1 pseudogene is annotated in these 23,409 nt (G+C 66.3%); it reads right to left on the bottom strand.

Annotated elements, in window-relative coordinates:
- Positions 1-23,310 (bottom strand): annotated as a pseudogene (locus tag BJ970_RS36855) (hypothetical protein); the annotation flags it as partial.
- Between the last annotated feature and the right edge of the window lie 99 nt (positions 23,311-23,409).

The raw sequence follows: 23,409 nt of genomic DNA, 5'->3' as shown, positions 1-23,409 counted from the left end.
GAACTCCGCTAGCAGCCCATAACCCCAAGCCAAACTTTTGCCGAAATGCCTTGCCAAGGTCACGCCGCTGTGGGGCTCACCTGCCTCCTCAGCACGGCGCACCTCCGCCCACACCGCCTCCCGCTTCACCACATCCGCCCGGGTCGCCCCCTCCCGTTCCCTGGACTCCCCAAGCCGCTTCACACCCCACGACGCGCTCTTGCCGAACTTGGCCCCCAACGTCGCGCCGGTGTAAGGCTCACCCGCATCACGAGCACGACGAGCCTCCGCCCACACCGCCTCCAAATCCACACCCAACATCCGCTTTTTCACCCCCGCCTGGGGCACACGGTCGCCAGAAAGCGCCGCGGACTCCGCGCCCCCATCACCCAAACCATCACGCCGCCGCTTGCGCCCACTACGTCCACCCTCAGCCGATCCACCCACCTCCCCCGCCAACGACAACCCACCCGAACCACCCGCAAACCCCTCAGCCGCAACCACATCCGCTCCCGGAAGATCCGCACCCAGCACATCATCCATACGACCACCCGAAATCTCATCCCAGTCAAAACCCAACGACTGCTCAGCACTCGGCGGATCAACCAACCACGACCCCATACCAACCGTCGACTCAGCCCACTCCAGCAAAGCCCGCTCCGGATCAGACGCCAACGGATCGAACCCCGCCAAGCCCCCTACCGACTCGTCAGCCACCTGCGAATCAGCAACGCTTGCAAAACCCAGCGTGGCCGCCAACTCCCGAGAAAACCGCAACGCCTCTTCACGACCGAACTCACGAACCTTTTCTGCAACCTGATCCACCACCTCATTCAAAGAACCCGCACGCGCCAGCCGCACCACATCATGAGTCCCTCGCACAATCTCCACCGCAACAACAAACGAGCCCGGTGACACCCCCGACCCCACAACCTCCTCCCGCGCACTGGAATCGCCCACACCCGCATTCACCGAGAACAGCTCGGAAGCCTCGCCAGACCGACCAGCCACACCCACATCCACGGCCGACCCACCTTCCGCTGGCACACCAGCCCCAGACCCCACCAGGTCTGGAACAGAGCCAACCACCTCCCTCCTCTTGAACTCCGCAAGCCGCTGCCAACCCCACGCCGCGCTCTTCCCGAATTTGACGCCCAGCGACCGAGTCGTGTGGGGCTCACCCGCCTTCTCAGCACGACGCACCTCCGCCCACGTCTTCTCCGACTCCGCGTCCCGTGCCCCGGCAACCAACTGCGCCTGCGTCGTACCACCCTCCCTCCTCCTGAACTCCCTAAGCCGTTGCCGCCCCCAAGGCGCGCTCTTCCCAAACTTCGTCCCCAACGTCGCACCGGTGTGAGGCTCACCGGCCTCCTCAGCACGACGCAACTCCACCCATACCTTCTCCAACTCCGCGTCCCGCGCCTCGGCACGCAACGGCGCCTTTGACGTACCGCCCTCCCTCCTCTTGAATTCCGCAAGCCGCTCCTTACCCCACAGCACGCTCTTCTCGAACTTGACACCCAACGACCAACCCGTGTGGGGCTCACCCGCATCACGAGCACGACGCAACTCCACCCACACCGCCTCCAAATCCGCCTCTTGTATCCGCCTTTTCACACCCGCCCGGTGCACACCAGGACCAGACGGCCTCTCAGACTCCGCATCGTTAACACCCGAACCATCAACACGCCGCCGCTTGCGCCCACCACTTCCACCCTCGGCCGGTCCACCCGCCTCCCCCACCAACGACAACCCACCGGAAGCGCCCGCAAACCCCTCAGCCGCAACGACATCCGCTCCCGGAAGCTCCGCACCCAGCACATCCTCCGCACGAGCACCCGAAAACTCATCCCACCCAAAACCCAACGACTGCCCAGCACTCGGCGGATTAACCAACCACGATCCCATACCAACCGTCGACTGAGCCCACTCCAGCAAAACCCGTTCCGGATCAGACTCCAACGGAGCAAACTCCGCCAAGCCACCCAACGACTCGTCAGCATCCTGCGAATCAGCAATCCCCGCAAAGCAATCCTCGACATCCTGCGGAGAAGCCGACCCCGCCCCTGCGCGAACAGCAACCCCGTTCCCTTCGGTACCCTTCGCGGCCGCCAACTCCCGCGAAAACCGCAACCCCTCTTCACGACCCAACTCACGAGCTCGCTCCGCAACCCGCTCCACCACCTCGTCCAAGGAACCCGCACGCGCCAGCCGCACCACATCGTGTGTCCGCCGCACAATCTCCACCGCGACATCACGCCAGCCCAACGACTGCCCCACAACCTGCCCCTGAGCACTCGACCCAGCCACACCCACATCCACCGAGGGCGACTCGGAAGCCTCCGCAGATCGCCCAGCCGAAGCCACATCCACACCCGCACCCGCGGCCGACTCGCCTTCCGCCGGCACACCACCCTTGGCCCCCACCACCTCCGAACCAGAACCGCCCTCCCTCCTCCTGAACTCCGCAAGCCGCTCCTTGCCCCACGACGTGCCCTTTCCGAACGCCTTCCCCAATGACTTTCCTGTGTGAGGTTCACCGGCGTCACGGGCACGACGCAGTTCCGCCCATATCTTCTCCGACTGCGCCTGTGTCGTAGCCCCCTCCCTTCTCCCGAACTCCGCAAGCCGCTGGGCGCCCCACGACGTGCCCTTTCCGAACTTCCTCGCCAACGACACACCTGTGTGAGGCTCACCCGCATCACGCGCACGACGCACCTCCGCCCACACCTCCTCACCCTGGTCCCGCGTCACCCCACCCTCCTGCTCCCTGAACTCCCCAAGACGCAGATAACCCCATGAGCTGCTTTTTCCGAACTTCTTCGCCAAGGTCGAACCTGTGTGGGGCTCACCGGCCTCCTCAGCACGGCGCAACTCCGCCCACACCACCTCCCGCTGCACCACACCCGGCCGCCACACACCCCCCTCCTGCTCCCTGACCTCCGCAAGCCGTGCGTATCCCCATGTTTTGCGTTTTCCGAACTTCTTCGCCAAAGTCGAAGCTTTGTGGGGCGCACCGGCCTCCTCGGCACGACGCACCTCCGCCCACACCTCCTCCAACCCCGCGCCCCGCAGCCGCTTCCCCACACCCGGCCCGGACGCACGAGAACCAGACGTCCTCTCAGACCTCGCGCCCTCATCACCCGAGTCACCAACACGCCGCCGCTTGCGCCCACTAGCCCCACCCTCAGCCGATCCACCCACCACCCCCACCGAAGACAACCCGCCCAAAACGTCCGCAAACCCTTCAACCGCAACGACATCCGCTCCCGGAAGATCCGCACCCAGCACATCATCCACACGACCACCCGAAGCCCCCTCCCACACAGACCCCAACGACTGCCCAAAGCCCACCGGATCAACAGACCACGAATCCAGGTCCCCACCGAACGACAGACCACCCGAAGCATCCCCAAACCCAAAGACATCCGCACTCGCGATCGATGGATCAGCAAGCAGCACGTCGTCCATCCGACCACCCGATGCCTCATCCCACCCAACGCCGAACGACTCCCCAACACTCAACGGATCAACCCGCCACGACCCCAGGTCATCCGCACCCGCAACCGACAGATCCGTACCCGAAGTGGCCGCCAACTCCCGGGAAAACCGCACCGCCTCAGCACGACCAGACTCACGAACCCGCTCCGCAACCCGCCGCACTACATCATCCAAAGAACCCACACGCGCCAGCCGCACCACATCATTCGTCCCCCACACAATCCCCACCGCAACATCACGCGCACTCCTCGGCACCCCCGACTCCACAACCTCTTCCCGCGCACTGGAATCGCCCACACCCACATCCACCGAGAACAGCTCGGAAGCCACCCCAGACCGACCAGCCACAACCACATCCACACTCGCATCCACGGCCGACCCGCCTTCCGCCAGCACACCAACCCCAGACCCCAACACCTCCCGAGCAGAACCAACCCCCTCCACCCTCCTGAACTCCAAAAGCCGCAGATAACCCCACGACGCACTCTTCCCGAACTTCTCCCCCAACGACGCAGCCGTGTGAGGCTCACCCGCCTCCTCAGCACGACGCAACTCCACCCACACCTTCTCCAACTCCGCCGCCCGCACCCCACCCACCACCTGCGCCTGGGCCGTACCCCCCTCCATCCTCCTGAACTCCACAAGCCGCAGATAACCCCACGACGCACTCTTCCCGAACTTCTCCCCCAACGACGCAGCCGTGTGAGGCTCACCCGCCTCCTCAGCACGACGCAACTCCACCCACACCTTCTCCAACTCCGCCGCCCGCACCCCACCCACCACCTGCGCCTGGGCCGTGTCCCCCTCCTCCCTGAACTCCGCAAGCCGCCTCCCGCCCCACGACTTGCTCTTCCCGAACTTCTCCCCCAACGACGCAGCCGTGTGAGGCTCACCCGCCTCCTCAGCACGACGCAACTCCACCCACACCTTCTCCAACTCCGCCGCCCGCACCCCACTCACGACCTGCGCCTGGGCCGTACCCCCCTCCTCCCTGAACTCCGCAAGCCGCCTCCCGCCCCACGACTTGCTCTTCCCGAACTTCTCCCCCAACGACGCAGCCGTGTGAGGCTCACCGGCCTCATCAGCACGACGCAACTCCACCCACACCACCTCCCGCTCCCGGAACTCCCCAAGACGCGCAGTACCCCACGCACTGCTCTCCCAGAACTTCTCCCCCAACGACTCACCGGAGTGAGGCTCACCAGCCTCATCAGCACGACGCAACTCCGCCCACACCGCCTCCCTTTCCCGCTCCCGGAGCACCTTCGCCCGACTCGCACCCCCCTCCCGCGCCCTGAACTCGGCAAGCTGCGTATTACCCCACCTCCGGCTCTTCCCGAACTTCTCCCCCAACGACGCACCGGAGTGCGGCTCACCGGCCTCATCAGCACGACGCAACTCCGCCCACACCGCCTCCAAATCCACCCCCCGCACCCGCTTTCCCGCACCCGCCCCGGGCGCACGACCGCCCGCAGCCCCCTCAAACTCCGCACCCTCATCGTCCGCGTCATCAACACGCGCCCGCTTGCGCCCACTACTTCCACCCCCCGCGGCCGATCCGGCCACCTCACCCACCGAAGACAACCCACCCTGATCACCCTCAAAGCCCTCATGCCCAACGACATCCGCTCCCGAAAGCTCCACACCCACCACATCATCCACACGACCACCCGAAACCCCCTCCCACACAGAACCCAACGACTGCCCAAATCCCACCGGATCAACAGACCACGAATCCAGGCCCCCACCGAACGCCAGACCACCCAAAACGTCCGCAAACCCTTCAACCGCAACGACATCCGCACTCTCGATCGATGGATCAGCAAGCAGCACGTCATCCATCGGACCACCCGAAACACCACCCCACCCAACACCCAACGACTCCCCAACACGCAACGGATCAACCCGCGACGACCTCAGGTCATCCGCACCCGCAAGCAACAGATCCGCACCCGACACATCGACCGGTCGGCCATCCGAAACGCCATCCCAGGCAAAACCCAAAGACAGCCCAAAGTACGACGGATCAATCGTCAACGACCCCACATCGCCCGTCGGATCCGTCCACTCCGGTAAGGCGCGTCCCGGACCAGAGTCCACCGGACCAGACGCCACCAAGTCACCCATCAACTCGTCAGCATCACGCGAATCAGCAATACCCGCACGGGCATCCTCGAAACCGCCCGGCGAATCAGGCCCCGCTCCAGCACGAATAGCGAACCCTGACCCTTGCGAACCCAACGTGGCCGCCAACTCCCGAGAAAACCGCACCGCCTCAGCACGACCCGACTCACCAACCCGCTCCGCAACCCGCCACACCACATCATCCAAAGAACCCACACGCGCCAGCCGCACCACATCATGCGTCCCCCGCACAATCCCCACCGCAACATCACGCGAACCCGACGACACCTCCGCAGCCTCCCCCCGAACACTCGACCCAGCCACACTCGCCCCCTCGGCCGACTCACCTGCCGCCGGCACATCACCCGCGGACTCCAACGCCTCCAGCGCAGAACCACCACCCTCCATGCCCCTAAACTCCGCAAGCCGCTGCCTACCCCACCGCGCGGTCTTCCCGAACTTCTTCCCCAACGTCAGACCCGTGTGGGGCTCACCCACATCACGAGCACGACGCACCTCCACCCATACCTTCTCCAACTCCGCCTCCTGTGCCGCAGCAAGCAACTGCGCCTGGCTGGTGCTGCCCTCCCGCCTCCTGAACTCCGCAAGCCGCGCATAGCCCCACTGCTTACTCTTCCCGAACTTCTTCCCCAACGTCAGACCGGTGTGAGGCTCACCAGTCTCATCAGCACGACGCAACTCCGCCCACACCACCTCCCGCTCCGGCTGCGCCAACTCCAACCCACTCGCACTCCCCTCAATCTCCCGGAACTGCGCAAGCCGCTGCACACCCCACGGAGCACTCTTCCCGAACGCCGCCCCCAACGACCTGCCCGTGTGCGGTTCACCCGCATCACGGGCACGACGCACCTCCACCCATACCTTCTCCAACTCCGCCTCCCGCACTGCGGCAGCCGACTGCGCCGGGGGCATACGCCTCGCCTTCCTTCTGAACTCGGCAAGCCGCCTCCCGCCCCACGACGAGCCCTTTGCGAACTTGGCCGCCAATGACGGACCGGTGTGGGGCTCGCCCGCCTCCTCAGCACGACGCACCTCCGCCCACACCTCTTCCAGCGCCGCATCCCGCTTCCGCTGCGCGAACTCCGACGAATTCACACCCCCCTCGGTCTCCCTGAACTCCGCTAGCAGCGGATAAGCCCACGCCGTACGTTTGCCGAACTGCCTTGCCAATGTCACGCCACTGTGGGGCTTACCCGCCTCATCAGCACGACGCAACTCCGCCCACACCTCCTCCCGCCCCGGCAACTCCGCCCGCCCCGGACTCCCCTCCCGCTCCCTGAACTCCCGAAGACGCTCCTTACCCCACGACGAGTTCTTCCCGAACACCTTGCCCAACGACGCACCGGTGTGGGCCTCACCAGCGTCACGAGCACGACGCACCTCCACCCACGCCTCCTCCCGCTCCCGCAGCGCCAACTCCGCCCGACTCATACCCCCCTCCCGCTCCCTGAACTCCCGAAGACGCTCGATACCCCACGACGAGTTCTTCCCGAACACCTTGCCCAACGACGCACCGGTGTGGGCCTCACCAGCGTCACGAGCACGACGCACCTCCACCCACGCCTCCTCCCGCTCCCGCAGCGCCAACTCCGCCCGACTCATACCCCCCTCCCGCTCCCTGAACTCCCGAAGACGCTCGATACCCCACGACGAGTTCTTCCCGAACACCTTGCCCAACGACGCACCGGTGTGGGCCTCACCGGCCTCCTCAGCACGACGCAACTCCACCCAGACCGCCTCCAAATCCACCCCCCGCATCCGCCTTTTCACACCCGCCTGGGTCACACGATCGCCAGAAAGCGCCACAGACTCCGCATCGTCATCACCCGAACCATCACCACGACGCCGCTTGCGCCCACTACTTCCACCCTCAGCCGATCCACCCGCCTCCCCCACCGAAGACAACACACCCGGATCACCTTCAAACCCTTGAGCCGCAACCACATCCGCACCCGTAAGCTCCGCATCCAGCACATCATCCATACGACCACCCGAAATCTCATCCCACCCAAAACCCAACGACTGCCCAACACTCGGCGGATCAACCATCCACGAACCCATACCCACCGTCGACTCAGCCCACTCCCGCAATGCCCGCTCCGGATTGGGCTCCAACAAATCAAACTCCGCCACGCTACCCGCCGACTCATCAGGCACCTGCGAATCAGCAACACCTGCAAGAGGATCCTCGGCACCGGCCGGTGACTCCGGCCCTTCCCCAGCACGAATAGCCAACCCCGCACCCTCCGAACCCAACGTCACCGCCAACTCCCGAGAAAACCGCACCGCCTCGGCACGACCCGACTCGCGGACCCGCTCCGCAACCCGCTGCACCACCTCATCCAAAGAACCCACACGCGCCAGCCGCACCACATCATGCGTCCCCCGCACAATCCCCACCGCAACATCACGCCAACCCGACAACACCGCCGCAGGCTCCGCCTGAACACCCTGCTCAGCCAGACCCGCATCCTCGGTCGGCTCACCTTCTACCGGCACACCACCCCCAGGCTCCAACGCCTCCAGCCCGGAACCAACCCCCTCCCCCCTCCGGAACTGCGCTAGCCGCTGCTTACCCCACGACGCGCTCTTCCCGAACTTGACGCCCAACGATCGACCCGTGTGCGGCTCACCCGCCCCCTCAGCACGACGCACCTCCACCCACACCTGCTCCAACTCCGCCTCCCGCTCCTCGGCACGCAACTGCGCCCGGGTCGCACCCCGCTCCCTCCTCCTGAACTCCGCAAGCCACTCCTTACCCCACGTCACGCTCCTTCCGAACGCCTTCCCCAACGTCACCCCGTCGTAGGACTCACCTGCGTCACGAGCACGACGCAACTCCGCCATCACATTCTCCGACTCGTCGTCCCGCTTCCGCCTCGCCGCATCCACCGCCCTCAAGTCGCCCTCTTGCAGCCTGAAATCCGCAAGCCGCTTACAACCCCAGCTCGCGCTCTTTTCGAACTTGGCCCCCAACGACGCACCGGTGTGGGGTCCACCCGCATCACGAGCACGACGCACCTCCGCCCACACCGCCTCCCGCTCCCGCTTCTCCGCATCCGCCCGACTCACACCCCCCTCCCGCCCCCTGAACTCCCCAAGACGCGCCCCACCCCACCTCGCGCTCTTCCCGAACTTGGCGGCCAACGACGCACCGGTGTGGGGTTCACCCGCCTCCTCAGCACGACGCACCTCCGCCCACACCTCCTCGAACTCCGCCGTACCGCCCTCTCCCCTTCTGAACTCCGCAAGCCGTTCCTTACCCCACGTCTTGCTCTTTCCGAACTTGGCCGCCAACGTCACACCGGTGTGGGGCTCACCCGCATCACGAGCACGACGCACCTCCGCCCACACCTCCTCCCGCTCCCGCTGCGCCTCATCCGCCCGAGTAGCGCCCCCTTCCCACTCCCTGAACTCCCCAAGCCGCGCACAACCCCATGACACGCTCTTGCCGAAGTTGGCTGCCAAGGTCGCACCGCTGTGGGGTTTACCCGCATCACGAGCACGACGCACCTCCGCCCACACCGCCTCCAAACCCGCCCCCCACATCCGCTTTTTCGCACCCGTAGGAAGCACAGAACCGCCAGAAAGCGCCGCGGACTCCGCACCCTCATCACCCGATTCATCAACACGCCGCCGCTTGCGCCCACTACGTCCGCCCTCACCCGGTCCACCCGCCTCCCCCACCGAAGACAAACCGCCCTGATCACCCTCAAACCCCTCATCCGCAACCACATCCGCACCCGTAAGATCCACACCCAGCACATCCTCCGGTCGACCACCCGAAACCCCATCCCACCCAAAACCCCACGACTGCTCAGTACTCGGCGGATCAACCCACCACGACCCCAGATCAACCGTCGACTCAGCCCACTCCGGCAAGAAACCCTCCGGATCAGACACCAACGGAGCAAACGCCGCCAAGTCACCCAACGACTCATCAGGTGAATGCGAATCAGCAACACCTGCAAGAGGATTCTCGGCACCGGCCGGTGAATCCGGCCCCGCCCCAGCACGAACGGAAAGCCCCGTCCCCTGCGAACCCAATGTCGCAGCCAACTCGCGCGAAAACCGCAACGCCTCTTCACGACCCGACTCACGAACCTTCTCCGCAACCCGCCGCACCACCTCATCCAAAGAACCCGCACGCGCCAGCCGCACCACATCATGCGTCCCCTGTACGATCCCCACCGCAACATCACGCGAACTCCTCGGCGCCCCCGCCTCCGCCGTCTGCCCCGGAGCACTCGACTCAACCACGGCGGTATCTGCACCGGACAACTCGGAAACCAAGGGCTCAGCCTCAACCTCCTCCGTCGACATACCCTCGCCGCTCCCCAACGCCTCCGCGGCCGAAGCATCGCCCTGGCTCCTCCTGAACTCCGCAAGCCGCTCCGCACCCCACGACCTGCCCTTGTTGAACAACGCCCCCAGCGACCTGCTGGTGTGGGGCTCACCTGCGTCACGAGCACGACGCAACTCCGCCCACACCTGCTCCGACTCCGCATCCGGCGCCCCGGTCGTACCGCGCTCCCTCCTCCTGAACTCCGCAAGCCGCTCCTTGCCCCACGTCGCGCTCCTGCCGAACGCCCTCCCCAACGTCACCCCGTTGTAGGCCTGGCCCGCGTCACGAGCACGACGCAACTCCGCCATTACCTTCTCCGACTCGTCGTCCCGCTCCCGCCTCGCCGTAGCCACCAGACTCACGTCGCCCGATTGCAGCCGGAAATCCGCCAGCTGCCCATAACCCCACGACGTGCTCTTGCCGAACTTGGCTCCCAACGTCGCACCGGTGTGGGGCTCACCCGCCTCACGAGCACGACGAACCTCCGCCCACACCGCCTCCAAATCCCGCCCTCGCCGCCGCTTCATCACATTCGTCCGGGACGCACGACGACCAGCGTCCGCACCCTCTTCACCCGAGTCCTCGACACGCCCCTGTGTGCGCCCGCTCCCCACTCCAGAACCACCCACACCCGAAACCGAAGACAACTCAACCGAGCCATCCGCAACCGGCACAGTCGCAACCCGCACAGCCGCAACCCGCACAGCCGCACCCTCGACGGCACCGCCACCCACATTCCACCCCAACCGATCAGTCCTCACCCGCTCCAGCAATTGCGTGGCCTGCCCCAACCGCCTACGCAAGCCCGCCACATCCGCGCCAGCCAACTCACCCCGTCCCAACCGCGCCGACCAATCCTCGACCCGCGCACGTAATCCGGGCCGATACCCCTCCGGGGCAATAACCAAAAGCTCCCACAACGAACCCACCAACCCCACCAACTCCGAAACCAGGCCCAACCGCTCAACCTCAACCGCATCCGCCCTCCCCGACGGCCCAGCCTCCGCGGACGACCCAGGCTCCGCAGACCCCAACCGCTCCGAGGCTGAACCGCCACCTTCCATTTCCCAGAACCCGCCGATCCGCTGCTTACCCCACGACTTGCCCTTTCCGAACTTGGCCGCCAACGTCTCCCCGGTGTGGGGCTCACCCGCATCACGAGCACGACGCAGCTCCGCCTCCGCCTCCGCCAACTCCGCCTCCCGCCCTTCCCTCGTCATATTCGTCCGCGGGACACGCGGAGCAGATGACTTCTCGGACTCAGCATCTTCGTCAGCCGAGTCGTCAACCCGCCCCCGCTTGAGCCCGTGACTCTCCTCCACTGCGGACGCCCCACCCGCATCCGCGAAAGAAGACAACCCACCCGACTCACCCGCAAACCATTCAGCCCCGACCGCATCCCCGCCCGCTACCGACATACCCTCCGCCGACACGCCACCCATGTGACCGCCCTGAATGGCATCCCACCCAAAGCCCGACGACTGCCCGACGCTCGATGGATCGGCCCACCACGATTCATCTATAGCGGCCTGCGAATCCGCAAGGCGAACCTGAGGTTTCTCGGCATCTTCCGGCGAATCCGACCCCGCTCCGGCGCGAATGGACACCCCCGCCCCTTGCGTCCCCAGCGTGGCAGCCAACTCCCGAGAGAACCGCACCGCCTCAGCACGACCGGACTCACGAACCTTCTCCGCAACCTGGTCCACCACCCCGGCCAACGCGTCCTCACGCGCCAGCCGCACCACATCATGCGTCCCCCGCACAATCTCCACCGCAACAACAGACGAGCCCGACGACACCCCCAACTCCGCCGTCTCCCCCTGAACACCGGCACCCGGCTCAACCACAGCCGAACCTGCCCCGGACAATTCAGAAACCACCCCAGAATGCTCACCCGCACCCACACCAGCGGCCGACGCACCTTCGGCCGACACACCACTCCCAGACCCCACAACCTCCGCAGCCGAAACACCTCCCTCACTCGCCTTGAACTGCGCAATCAGCTGCTTACCCCACGCCCTGCTCTTCCCGAACTTTTTCCCCAATATCCCACCGCTGTAGTGCTCACCGGCGTCACGAGCACGACGCAGCTCCGCCCACGCCGCCTCCCGATCACGCTTCGCCAACTCCAGCGGACCCACACTCCCCTCCTGCTCCCGGAGCTCCGCAAGCCGCTCCGCACCCCACACCGCGCTCTTCCCGAACTTCTTCCCCAACGTCACACCCGTGTGAGGCTCACCGGCGTCACGAGCACGACGCAACTCCGCCCACGCCGCCTCCCGCTCACGCTTCATCAACTCCGCCCGACCCACACCCCCCGCCTGCTCCCGGAACTCCGCAAGCCGCTGGTGACCCCAAGACACGCTCTTACCGAACTTGGAGGCCAAAGACTTACCCGTGTGGGTCTCACCCGATCCATCAGCACGACGCAACTCCGCCCACACCGACTCCCGCTCCCGGAACTCCGCGAGCCGCTCATGGCCCCACGTCGCTCTCTTACCGAACTTGGCTGCCAAAGCCTCATCGGTGTGGGGCTCACCCGCCTCGTCAGCACGACGCAACTCCGCCCAAACCGCCCGACCCACACCCCCCGCCTGCTCCCGGAACTCCGAAAGCCGCGAACAACCCCACCTCGCTTTCTTTCCAAACGCATTCGCCAATGACCGACCGGTGTGGGGCTCACCCGCCTCGTCAGCACGACGCAGCTCCGCCCACACATCCGCCCTACGGACATGACGAGCAGGCGGACTCTCAGACCCAGCATCTTCCGCAGCCGGATCCGCACCCGCTACCGACACAACTCCCACCGGCCCATCATCGGTATGAACGCCCTGAACCTCCTCCCACCCAAAACCCAACGACTGCTGGAAACTCAACGGATCGGCCGACCACGATTCCGTCTCACCCACGGGCTCAGCCCAGTCCAGCAAAGCGCGAATCGGCTCCGAATTCCACGGATCAAACGCCACCAAGCCACCCTGCGACTCATCAACGGTCGCCCGCGAATCCACCACACCCGCCTGGGAACCCTCAGCACCCGGCAATGAGCTCGGTCCGGCCACCCCCGCCCGACGCGCTGCCCTTTGCTGCTGCCTGAATTCCCTAAGCCGCCGAAGGCCCCAACTCTCACTCTTCCCAAACGCCTTCCCCAACGATCGGCCATTGTGGACCTCGCCCGCGTCACGAGCACGACGCAACTCCACCCACACCTTCTCCAACTCCGCCTCCCGCATCCGCGTCCAGCGCACACGACAACTAGGCGGCCGCTCAAGCCCGGCAACCTCATCACCCAAGTCGTCGACACGACGGCGCTTGCTCCCGCTACGCTCGCCCACCCCAGAACCATCCACATCGCCAACCAAAGCCAACCGACCCGAATCATCCACAGGCCACTCGCCCGCCGCCTGATCCGCACCCGGCAAACCATCCGCCGACGCACCAGCCATGTCACCGCCCGCGACCTCGTCCCACCCCAATCCCGACGACTCCCCGGCGGTCAACAGGTCACCAGACCAAGAAACCAAATCGCCAACAAACGACAGGCCGCCCGGATCACCAGCAAACCCCTCAGCCGCAACCTCATCCCCACCCGCCATCGGCAGATCCGCTCCCAACACGTCGTCCCCTTGACCAGCCGGAAACTCACCGCGCCCAGAACCCGACGGCGCCATCGACGGATCAACCAACCACGACGCCGTACCAACCGCCGACGCAGCCCACTCCAGCAAAGCACGCTCCGGCTCAGACTCCCCCGGATCAAACTCCGCCAACCCGCTCACCGGCTCATCGGCAGCCACCTGCGAGTCAGCAATCCCCGCAGAGGAATCCTCCACACCCACCGGAGAATCCCCGCCCCCACCAGCGCGGACGGCCAGCCCCGATCCTTGCGTACCCATCGAGGCCGCCAACTCCCGCGAAAACCGCACCCCCTCAGCACGACCGGACTCACGAACCCGCTCCGCAACCCGCTCCACCACCCCATCCAACGCGTCCGCACGCGCCAGCCGCACCACATCATGCGTCCCCCGCACAATCCCCACCGCAACATCACGCAAACCCAACGACGCTCCCCCAGCCTCGCCCTGACTCACGCCCGCCGACACCTCCTCCGTCGACATACCCTCCCCACTCCCCAACGCCGCCGCGCCTGAACCAGCGCCCTCGCTCCTCTTGAACTCCGCAAGCCGCTCCACACCCCACGACCTGCCCTTTCCGAACAACGCCCCCAGCGACTGTCCGGTGTGCGGCTCACCCGCGTCACGAGCGCGACGCACCTCCGCCCACACCACCTCCCGCTTCCGCCTCGCCAAATCCGACTGAGTCGCGCCCCCCGCCCGCTCCCTGAACTCCGCAAGCCGCTGAGAACCCCACCTTGAGCTCTTTTCGAACGCCTTTCCCAACGACACACCGGTGTGCGGCATACCCGCCTCATCTGCACGGCGGACCTCCGCCCACACCTGCTCCAAATCCACCCCCCGCCGCCGCTTCACCACTTTGGTCCCGGACATCCCCTCCCGATCCCGGAACTCCGCAAGCCGCTTAACGCCCCACGACGCGCTCTTCCCGAACGCGTTTCCCAACGACGCACCGGTGTGGGGCTCACCCACCTCACGAGCACGACGCACCTCCGCCCACACCTCCGCCAGCCAGCCCGTCGACTCGGCAACAACCTGCGAATCAGCAACAGACGCCGGGAATATCTCGGCACCGGGCGGTGAACCCGAAGCTGCTTCCGGATGAAGGGACGACCCTGCCCCCTGAGTGCCGGCCGAGCGCGTAACCGCATCTACCCCCGCAGCCGACTCACCCTCGACGGCCCTCCCACCCACATTCCCGCCCAACCGATCGGTTCTCACCCGCTCCAGCAATTCCGCGGCCTGCGCCAGCCGCCTACGCAAACCCGTCACATCCGCGCCATCCAACTCACCCCTTCCCAACCGCGCCGACCAATCCTCAACCCGCGCACGCAACCCAGGCCGATACCCCTCTGGCGAATCCGTCAACAACCCCCGCAACGAACCCAGCAACCCCACCAGCTCCGAAAGCAACCTCAACCGCTCAACCCCAACCACATCCGTCTCCGCCGCCGGCACGGCCTCCGCCGACGACACGGCCTCCCCAGCCCCCAACGACTCCGAAGCCGAACCGCGACCCTCCATTTCCCGGAACTCGCCGAGCCGCTGCTTGCCCCACGTCGCGCTCTTGCCGAACGTCTCTCCCAACGACCTACCGCTGTGGGGCACCCCCGCGTCGCGTGCACAACGGATCTCCGCCCACACCGCCTCCAACTCCGCCTCCCGCTCCTGCTGCACCACATCCGCCCGACTCAGGCCCCCTTCCCTCGCCCTGAACTCCGCAAGCCGCATAGAACCCCACGACCCGCTCTTGCCGAACTCGGCCGCCAACGTCTCTCCGGTGTGGAGCTCACCCGCGTCACGAGCACGACGCAGCTCGGCCCACACCGCTTCCCGTTCCCGCACCGAAAGCTGCGCCCAGCTCATTTCCCCCTTGCTCGCCCTGAACTCCGCAAGACGCGCACAACCCCACGACTCACTCTTCCCGAACACCTTCCCCAACGACATACCGGTGTGGGACTCACCCGCGTCACGAGCACGACGAATCTCCGCCCATGCCTTCTCCAATTCCGCATTCCGCCCCCCGGAAGACGACTGCCTCTGGGTCGTATCCCCCTCCCTTTTCCTCAACTCGGCAAGCCGCTTCGCACCCCACGACGCGCTCTTCCCGAACACCTGCCCCAACGACACACCGGTGTAGGGCTCACCCGCATCACGCGCACGACGCAGCTCCGCCCACACCGCCTCCCGCTCCCACTCTGACAACTGCGCCCGACTAGCCCCGCCCTCCCTCGCTCGGAACTCCCCAAGCCGCGCATAACCCCACGACTCACTCTTCCCGAACGCCTTCCCCAACGACCCACTGGTGTGGGGCTCACCCGCGTCACGAGCACGACGAATCTCCGCCCGCACCTCCGCCAACTCCGCCTCTCGCCCCCGCTTGCGCCCGCGGCTTTCCCCCACCGCAGACGACCCACCCACATCCGCGACAGAAGAAAACCCACCCGAATCACCCGCAAACCACCCATCCTCAACCACATCCCCACCCGTTACCGACAAACCCTCCGCCGGCACGCCACCCGTTTGACCGCCCTGAATGTCACCCCACTCAAAACTTAACGACTGTCCGACGCTCAATGGGTCGGCCGACCACGGTTCCGCATCGCCCATCGACTCCGCCCACGCCAGCAAAGCATGCCCCGGCCAAGACTCCAACGGATCAAACATCATCAAGCCACTCATCGATTCATCAACAGTGGCCGATTCATCAACAGCTGCTAGCGAATCCGCAATGCGTACCTGGCCCCCTTGACCAACCGGAAACTCACCGTGCCCAGAACCCGACGGCTGCATCGACGGATCAACCAACCACGACGCCGTACCAACCGCCGACGCAGCCCACTCCTGCAGAGCACGCTCCGGCTCAGAGCCGCCCGGATCAAACGCCACCAACCCGCTCACCGGCTCATCGGCAGCCACCTGCGAATCAGCAATCCCCGCAGAGGAATCCTCCACACCCACCGGAGAACCCGCACCCCCACCAGCGCGGACGGCCAGCCCCGATCCTTGCGTACCCATCGAGGCCGCCAACTCCCGCGAAAAGCGCACCCCCTCACCAGGACCGGACTCGCGAACCCGCTCCACAACCCGCTCGACCACCCCATCCAACGCGCCCTCACCCGCCAGCCGCACCACATCATGCGTCCCCCGCACAATTCCCACCGCAACATCACGCGAACCCGGCGACACGCCCGCCGACGACATAGCCTGCTCTGCCCCCAAGCCCACTGCGGCTGAATCGCCGCCCTCCCGCCTCCTGAACTCCGCAAGCCGCGCATAACCCCACGACGCACCTTTTCCGAATGCCTTCCCCAGCGACGGACCGGTGTAGGGCCCACCCGCGTCACGAGCACGACGCACCTCCGCCCACACCTCCGCCAACTCCACATCCCGTTGCCCACCAACCAACTGCTCGTCTGTCGTAGCGCCCTCCTGCCTCCTGAACTCCGCGAGCCGCTCCCTTCCCCACGACGAGCCCCTTCCGAACGCCTCCCCCAACGACTTACCCGTGTGCGGTACATCCGCGGCGTCAGCACGACGCACCTCCGCCCACACTGCCTCCAACCCCATCTCCCGCAGTCGCTGCGCCAACTCCGCACTCGGATCCCCCTCGCTCTCCCTAAACTCCCTTAGCCGCGCATAACCCCACCGCGTACGCTTTTCGAATGCCTCCGCCAATGTCGCACCGGTGTGGGGTTCACCCGCGTCATCAGCACGACGCACCTCCGCCCAGACCTCCTCCAGCGCCGCATCGTGCTTCCGCTTGGCCGCCTCGGCCCGACTCTCTCCGCCCTCCCGCTCCCGGAACTCCGAAAGCCGTGTATTGCCCCACCGCACGCTCTTCCCGAACACCTCGGCCAACGACCGACCTGTGTGCGGCTGACCCTCCTCATCGGCCCGACCCACCTCCTCCAGTACCGCATCGTGCTTCCGCTTGGCCGCCTCGGCCCGACTCTCTCCGCCCTCCCGCTCCCGGAACTCCGCAAGCCGCTTATTGCCCCACCGGCCGCTCTTCCCGAACGCCTCCGCCAACGAGTTACCCGTGTGCGGCCGACCCTCCTCATCGGCCCGACGCACCTCCGCCCACACCCCTTCCAGTTCCGTCTCCCGCTCCCGCTTCATCAACTCCGCCCGGCCCACACCCCCCTCCCGCTGCCGGAACTCCGCAAGCCTCGCGACGCCCCACGATTTGCCCCTTCCGAACACCGTCGCCAAGGTCGTACCGCTGTGGGGCTTGCCCGCCTCATCGGCACGCTGCAGCTCCGCCCACACCTCCGCTAAGGTCGCACCGGTGTGCGGTTCACCCTTTTCACCAGCGCGACGCAGCTCCGCCCGCACATCCGCCAAATCCGCATCATGCTTCGGCTTCGCGACGTCCGCCTGGCTCACATCCCCCTCGTGCTGCCGGAACTCCGAAAGCCGCTTTTTGCCCCACGACTTGCTCTTGCCGAACGCCTCCGCCAACGACCGACCTGTGTGCGGCCGACCCGCCTCATCAGCCCGACGCAGCTCCGCCCACACCTCCCCCGGCCGCCTTCCCGCCACGACCGCCCGACCCGCCTCACCATCTCTCCTTCTGAACTCCGCTAGCCGCTCCTTGCCCCACGACTTGCTCTTTCCAAACTTGTCGCCCAACGTCGCACCGGTATGACGCTCGCCCACTTCGCCAGCACGACGCAGCTCCGCCCACACATCCGCAAAATCCACGGTCCGCTTCCGCTTCGCCACCTTCGCAGCCCGCCCATGACGCTCGGACTCAGCATCCTCATCACCCCCGTCTTCAACCCGCCCCCGCTTGCGCCCACTACTTTCACCCACCGAACCCGACCCGCCCGCATCCCGACGCGAAGGCACCTCTCCCGAAGCCTCCGCAGACCACACCGCCGCAACCACACCCGCGTCCGCTCCCGACACGCCCGCCGACACCCGATCCGTTTCACCACCCTGAAATTCATCCCACTCAAGGTCGAAGAACCGCCCGACGCTCAGCGGATCAGCCGACCAAGGTTCCGCCTCACCCGCCGGCTCAGTCCACTCCAACAAGGCGGTCCCGGACTCCAACGGATCAAACGCCAAGAAGCCATCCATCGGCTCATCAACAGCCGCCTGCGAATCAGCCTGCCCCGCGTCCCGCTCCGTCCTCTTCATCTTCGCAATCCACCTGCTACCCCACGACGAGCTCTTCCCGAACGCCTCCGCCAGCGACTTAGCTGTGTGTGGCTCACCCGCATCACGAGCACGACGCAGCTCCGCCCACACCTGCGCCGAACCCGCCTCCCGCTTCCGCTTCGCCGAATCCGCCCAGCTCTCGGCTCCTTCCCGCACCCTGAACTCCGCAAGCCGCTTCACGCCCCAACTCTCGCTCTTTCCGAACTTGCTCCCCAACGTCGCACCTGTGTGGGGCTCACCCGCGACTTCAGCTCGGCGTACCTCCGCCCACACCGCGTCCAGCTCCTCATCCGCTGTACGACCTTCCCGCCGCTTGAACTCCGCAAGCCGCTCCCTGCCCCACGACCTACCCATTCCGAACGCCTCCGCCAACGTCGTCCCGTTGTGGGGCTCACCCTCCTCAGCAGCACGACGCACCTCCGCCCACACATCCTCCAACTCCACCGTCGATTTACCCCCTTCCCGCCTCCTGAACTCCGCAAGCCGATCCCTACCCCACGACCCACTCTTTCCGAACACTTTCGCCAACGTCGTACCGTTGTGGGGCTGCCCCTCCTCAGCAGCACGACGCACCTCCGCCCACACATCCTCCAACTCCACCGTCGGCTGGCCACCTTCCGTAACCGCCGACCTACCCCCTTCCCTTCTCTTGAACTCCGCAAGCCGATCCCGGCCCCACGACTTGCTCTTTCCGAACGCCTTGCCCAACGTCTCCCCGGTGTGGGGCTCACCCGCCTCACGAGCACGACGCACCTCCGCCCACACCGCGTCCCGCTCCCGCTGCCGCACATCCGCCCGACTCACACCCCCCTCCTTCTTCTGGTACTCCGCGAGCTGCTTTTGGCCCCATCTCGCGCTCCCGCCGAACACTTCTCCCAATGACTGACCCGTGTGGGGCTGACCCGCCTCATCAGCGCGACGCATCTCCGCCCAGACCTCCGCCGAATTCGCCAACTGCTTGCGCCCTGGCATCTTCGCCGAGAGCGCAGCCCGCCCACGCCGCTCGGACTCAGCATCCTCGTCACCCGCGTCTTCGACCCGCCCCCGCTTGCGCCCACTACTTTCACCCACCGAAACCGACACACCCACATCACCAACCGAAGACAACCCATCCAAATCGTCCCCAAACCCGTCAGCCGCAACCACATCCGCGTCCGAAGCGGATCCACCCTCCGCCGGTACACCGCCGCCCGGAACCTCATCCCAGGCAGAACCCAACAACTGCCCAACGTCCAACGGATCAACCGACCACGACCCCACATCACCCCCTATCTCGGGCCACTCCAGCAAGGCACTCCCCGACTCCAACGGATCAAACGCCATTAAGCCATCCGGCACGCCATCAGCACCCGGCAGCGAATCACCATCAGCCACCGGTGAATCCGACCCCGCCCCAGCGCGCACGCCCAGCGAGCCACCCTCCGTACCAAGCCAAGCCGCCAACTCCCGCGAAAACCGCCGTGCTTCAACAACGCCCTGCTCCAACCGCCTCGCCGCCACCAACTCAACAACCTCGGCAACCGAAACCAGCTCGTGGCCAGCCAATTTCGTGACATCATGGGTATGCTGCACCAGCACCAACGCCGACTCACGCGGCCCAGCCACCAACCGCGCCCGCTCGATCTCCCGCCGCAAATCCCCCACCGACCACCCCGCCACAACCTCCCCCCGCACACGCGACCCAGGCACAGCCACGTCCGCCACCGGCCCAGCCTCCACATCCGGCAGGTCCCGCAGCATTGCTTCCGCCGAACCCGGAACAGCGGCAGACAGTCCCGCACCTGGACCCTCACCGCCCTCCACAGCCCGCTGCGGCACCTCGGTCCACTCCAGCCCGCCCACCGGCCGAGGACGAGAACCATTAGCGGCAAACCGCATCCACCGATGGCCACCACGCCCCGGTACCAACGCGACAACATCACGACCCAACTCCCGCGCCACCTCCGACGCCTGCCCCCGCGACACCACCACACCAGACCCCGGAACGTCTGCCGACGCCATAAGCACCGGCCCCCCAGCCGATCCCCGCACCCGACTTCGCAGGAACTCAGCGACCGCGCCCCCGGACACCAGCCCCGCAGGAACCTGCACTCGCACCGAATCCGGAGGCAACCTCAACGAATCCAACGCCCCCGCCACGGGATCGCCCGGGCGGGGCGAATCGCCGGGACCGGTAGCCACATCCGCACCTGAAACCACAGCGTGGCTGCTCGTCTCACCCCGTGACGGCTCCCGCCCCACAAGCGGGACGCCGTCCGGATTCATTTGACCGTGCGGAGCCCGGCTGGTAGCCGACGGCGCGGGGTCCGGCGATGGACCAGAAGCGTGAGCAGAACCAGCGGAGGCGCCATGCGTAGCTTCGGCACGCTCATTTCGTTGCCCACCATCCGTGATCGCACCGGTATTGTCCACATCAGACGGTCGATATCCGATGGGATCGGCGTCAGAAGCCCAGACCGGCGGTGTCTTCGCTCCGACCTGCCCGACCGCACGCTCAGTCGAGTGCGCCGGTGGCGGCGGAGCACCGGTCCCGACCTGCTCAATGTCCGCCGCCGCAGGCGAATATGCCGGTGGCGGTGTGCCTGGCCGGGACTGTCCGGCGTTCGCGGGCGAGTACGCCGGCGGGGGTGTACCGGGCCGGTCTTCGCCCCTCGTTACCTGCACATCCGTTCCGACGGCCCCGGAGTGCGGTGTCGGCGGGAAGTCCGTGGAATTTTCGGTGATTCCGGTCTTGCCGTGCTCGGCCCACCGGACACCACCGTCGGCAGTCCCATCGGCCGCAGTGGACTCTCCCCGGACCGGTCGGGCACCCGTCACGTCCCGACTATCCGACGGCTTCCCGGAATCCGGGCCCAAGCTTCCCTGCGTCAGATCACCAGTAGGAGCCGCGCCGGAGGCAGACGCCATGCCGGAAGCGCCCCTGCCCACACTCCCTGGGCCGTCCGGTTTCTCGTTGGAAGGAGCCGGACCAGTCGCGGGGGCAACAGACGCCGACAAGTCACCGCTGCGCCCAGGGATTCCAGCCCCATCACCAACACCAACCGAACCGTCTGGGGCCCCCGGACCGGCACTGACCGAACTCGTATGCCGTGCTGCCTCGACATGCCCGGCCCCAGAACGACCATCCGCTGACACAACGCCCGAATGCGACACCCCCGCCGAACCAGCCGACGACGAAACCACCCGAGCACCCGGTACCCGATCCTTGCCTTCAGCCGCCCCGCCTTCGACACCCGGCACCGCACCCTCTTCTCCAGCTATCCCGCTCTTGCCTTCAGCAGTCCCGCCCTCGCCATCCAGTACCCCACCCTTTTCCCCGGCAACCCCGCTCTTGCCGTCCTCCATCCCAACCACACCAGCACGGAAACCACCATCGCCACCACCCGAAACCGAAAAGCCCGTACTGTCAACGGTTTCCAGCTCAGAATCCGAAGGCAATAAAGGAGTCTTCTCACTACCACTGGTCGACCCGTCCCGGTAACGCGTGCCCGGCGGAATCAACTCACCCCGCAACACCAAACCCGCCAACCTCCCCGCACCCGAAGCCACCGACTCCGACACCCCCGCCGTAAACGAGAACGGATTGAACTGCACACCCTGACCAGTCGCCACCCCATATGCCAACTCACCCACCATCTCCGTCAAACCCTCCTCCAACGACTCCCCCAACCCCCGACCAAACCGCGCCGCCCACAACCCCCGCACCGACATCCCCACAAACTCATCCACCCCCTCCGCCACCACATCCGCAAACCTCGCCAACCCCGACACCGGATACAACTCCGCATGCTCCTCCACCGCCCGCCGCGCCGCCGCCACCAACAACCCCCTATCCACCTGATCACCCAACCCCGCCACCAACACCCGCGCCACGGTTTTGCCCACCACATTCCCCAACGCCGACAACGGCAACCCCACCCCCGCCGACATCGCCCCCACACCCGCCGCATCCCGCGTCCACGACGACGACCAACCCTCCTTCCCCTCCGACACCAACACACCCTGCGCCACCACATCCGGCAACACGTTCAACCCCACACCCACCCCCGCACACACCGCCAACCGCATAAACAACTGACCCCACCACCGCGACAACACAAACCGCATCACCGCCACCCTCGCCGCCAACCACGCCAACGACGCCCCACCCGTCGCACCCGCCATCGCCACCGCCCACGCAATCTCCCCCAACAACAACACCAACCCACCCACCGTCACAAACTTCAAATACTTCACCTGCCACCCCACATCCCGCACAAACACCCCCAACCCCCGCAACACCCCACCCGAGACCTCCAACACACCCACAAAACCCCCCACATTCTCCGCAAACCGATCCGCCGCCTTACCCGAAAACTCACCCCGCACCCGCGCCACCACCTCCCGTAGCCCATCCCTCAAACCCTCCACCGCACCCGCACCCGCCACCAACACCTCCCCCACCCGCAACAACCCATCCTCATCCGCATCCGTCATATCCTCACCCGTCAACACCTGAAAAAGCCGCCTCACCTCCTCCGGCACCACAATCGACACCCACACCACCCACTCAGAAAACGTCGGAACCTAAGAAAACCACGACCCACCCGGCGGCCGCCCCGGCCCCGCGTGATGTTGAGAGCGCCGCACTCCACC

Source organism: Saccharopolyspora phatthalungensis (genome assembly GCF_014203395.1).
Taxonomy (GTDB): Bacteria; Actinomycetota; Actinomycetes; order Mycobacteriales; family Pseudonocardiaceae; genus Saccharopolyspora; species Saccharopolyspora phatthalungensis.
This window is presented reverse-complemented; position numbering and strand designations above follow the sequence as displayed.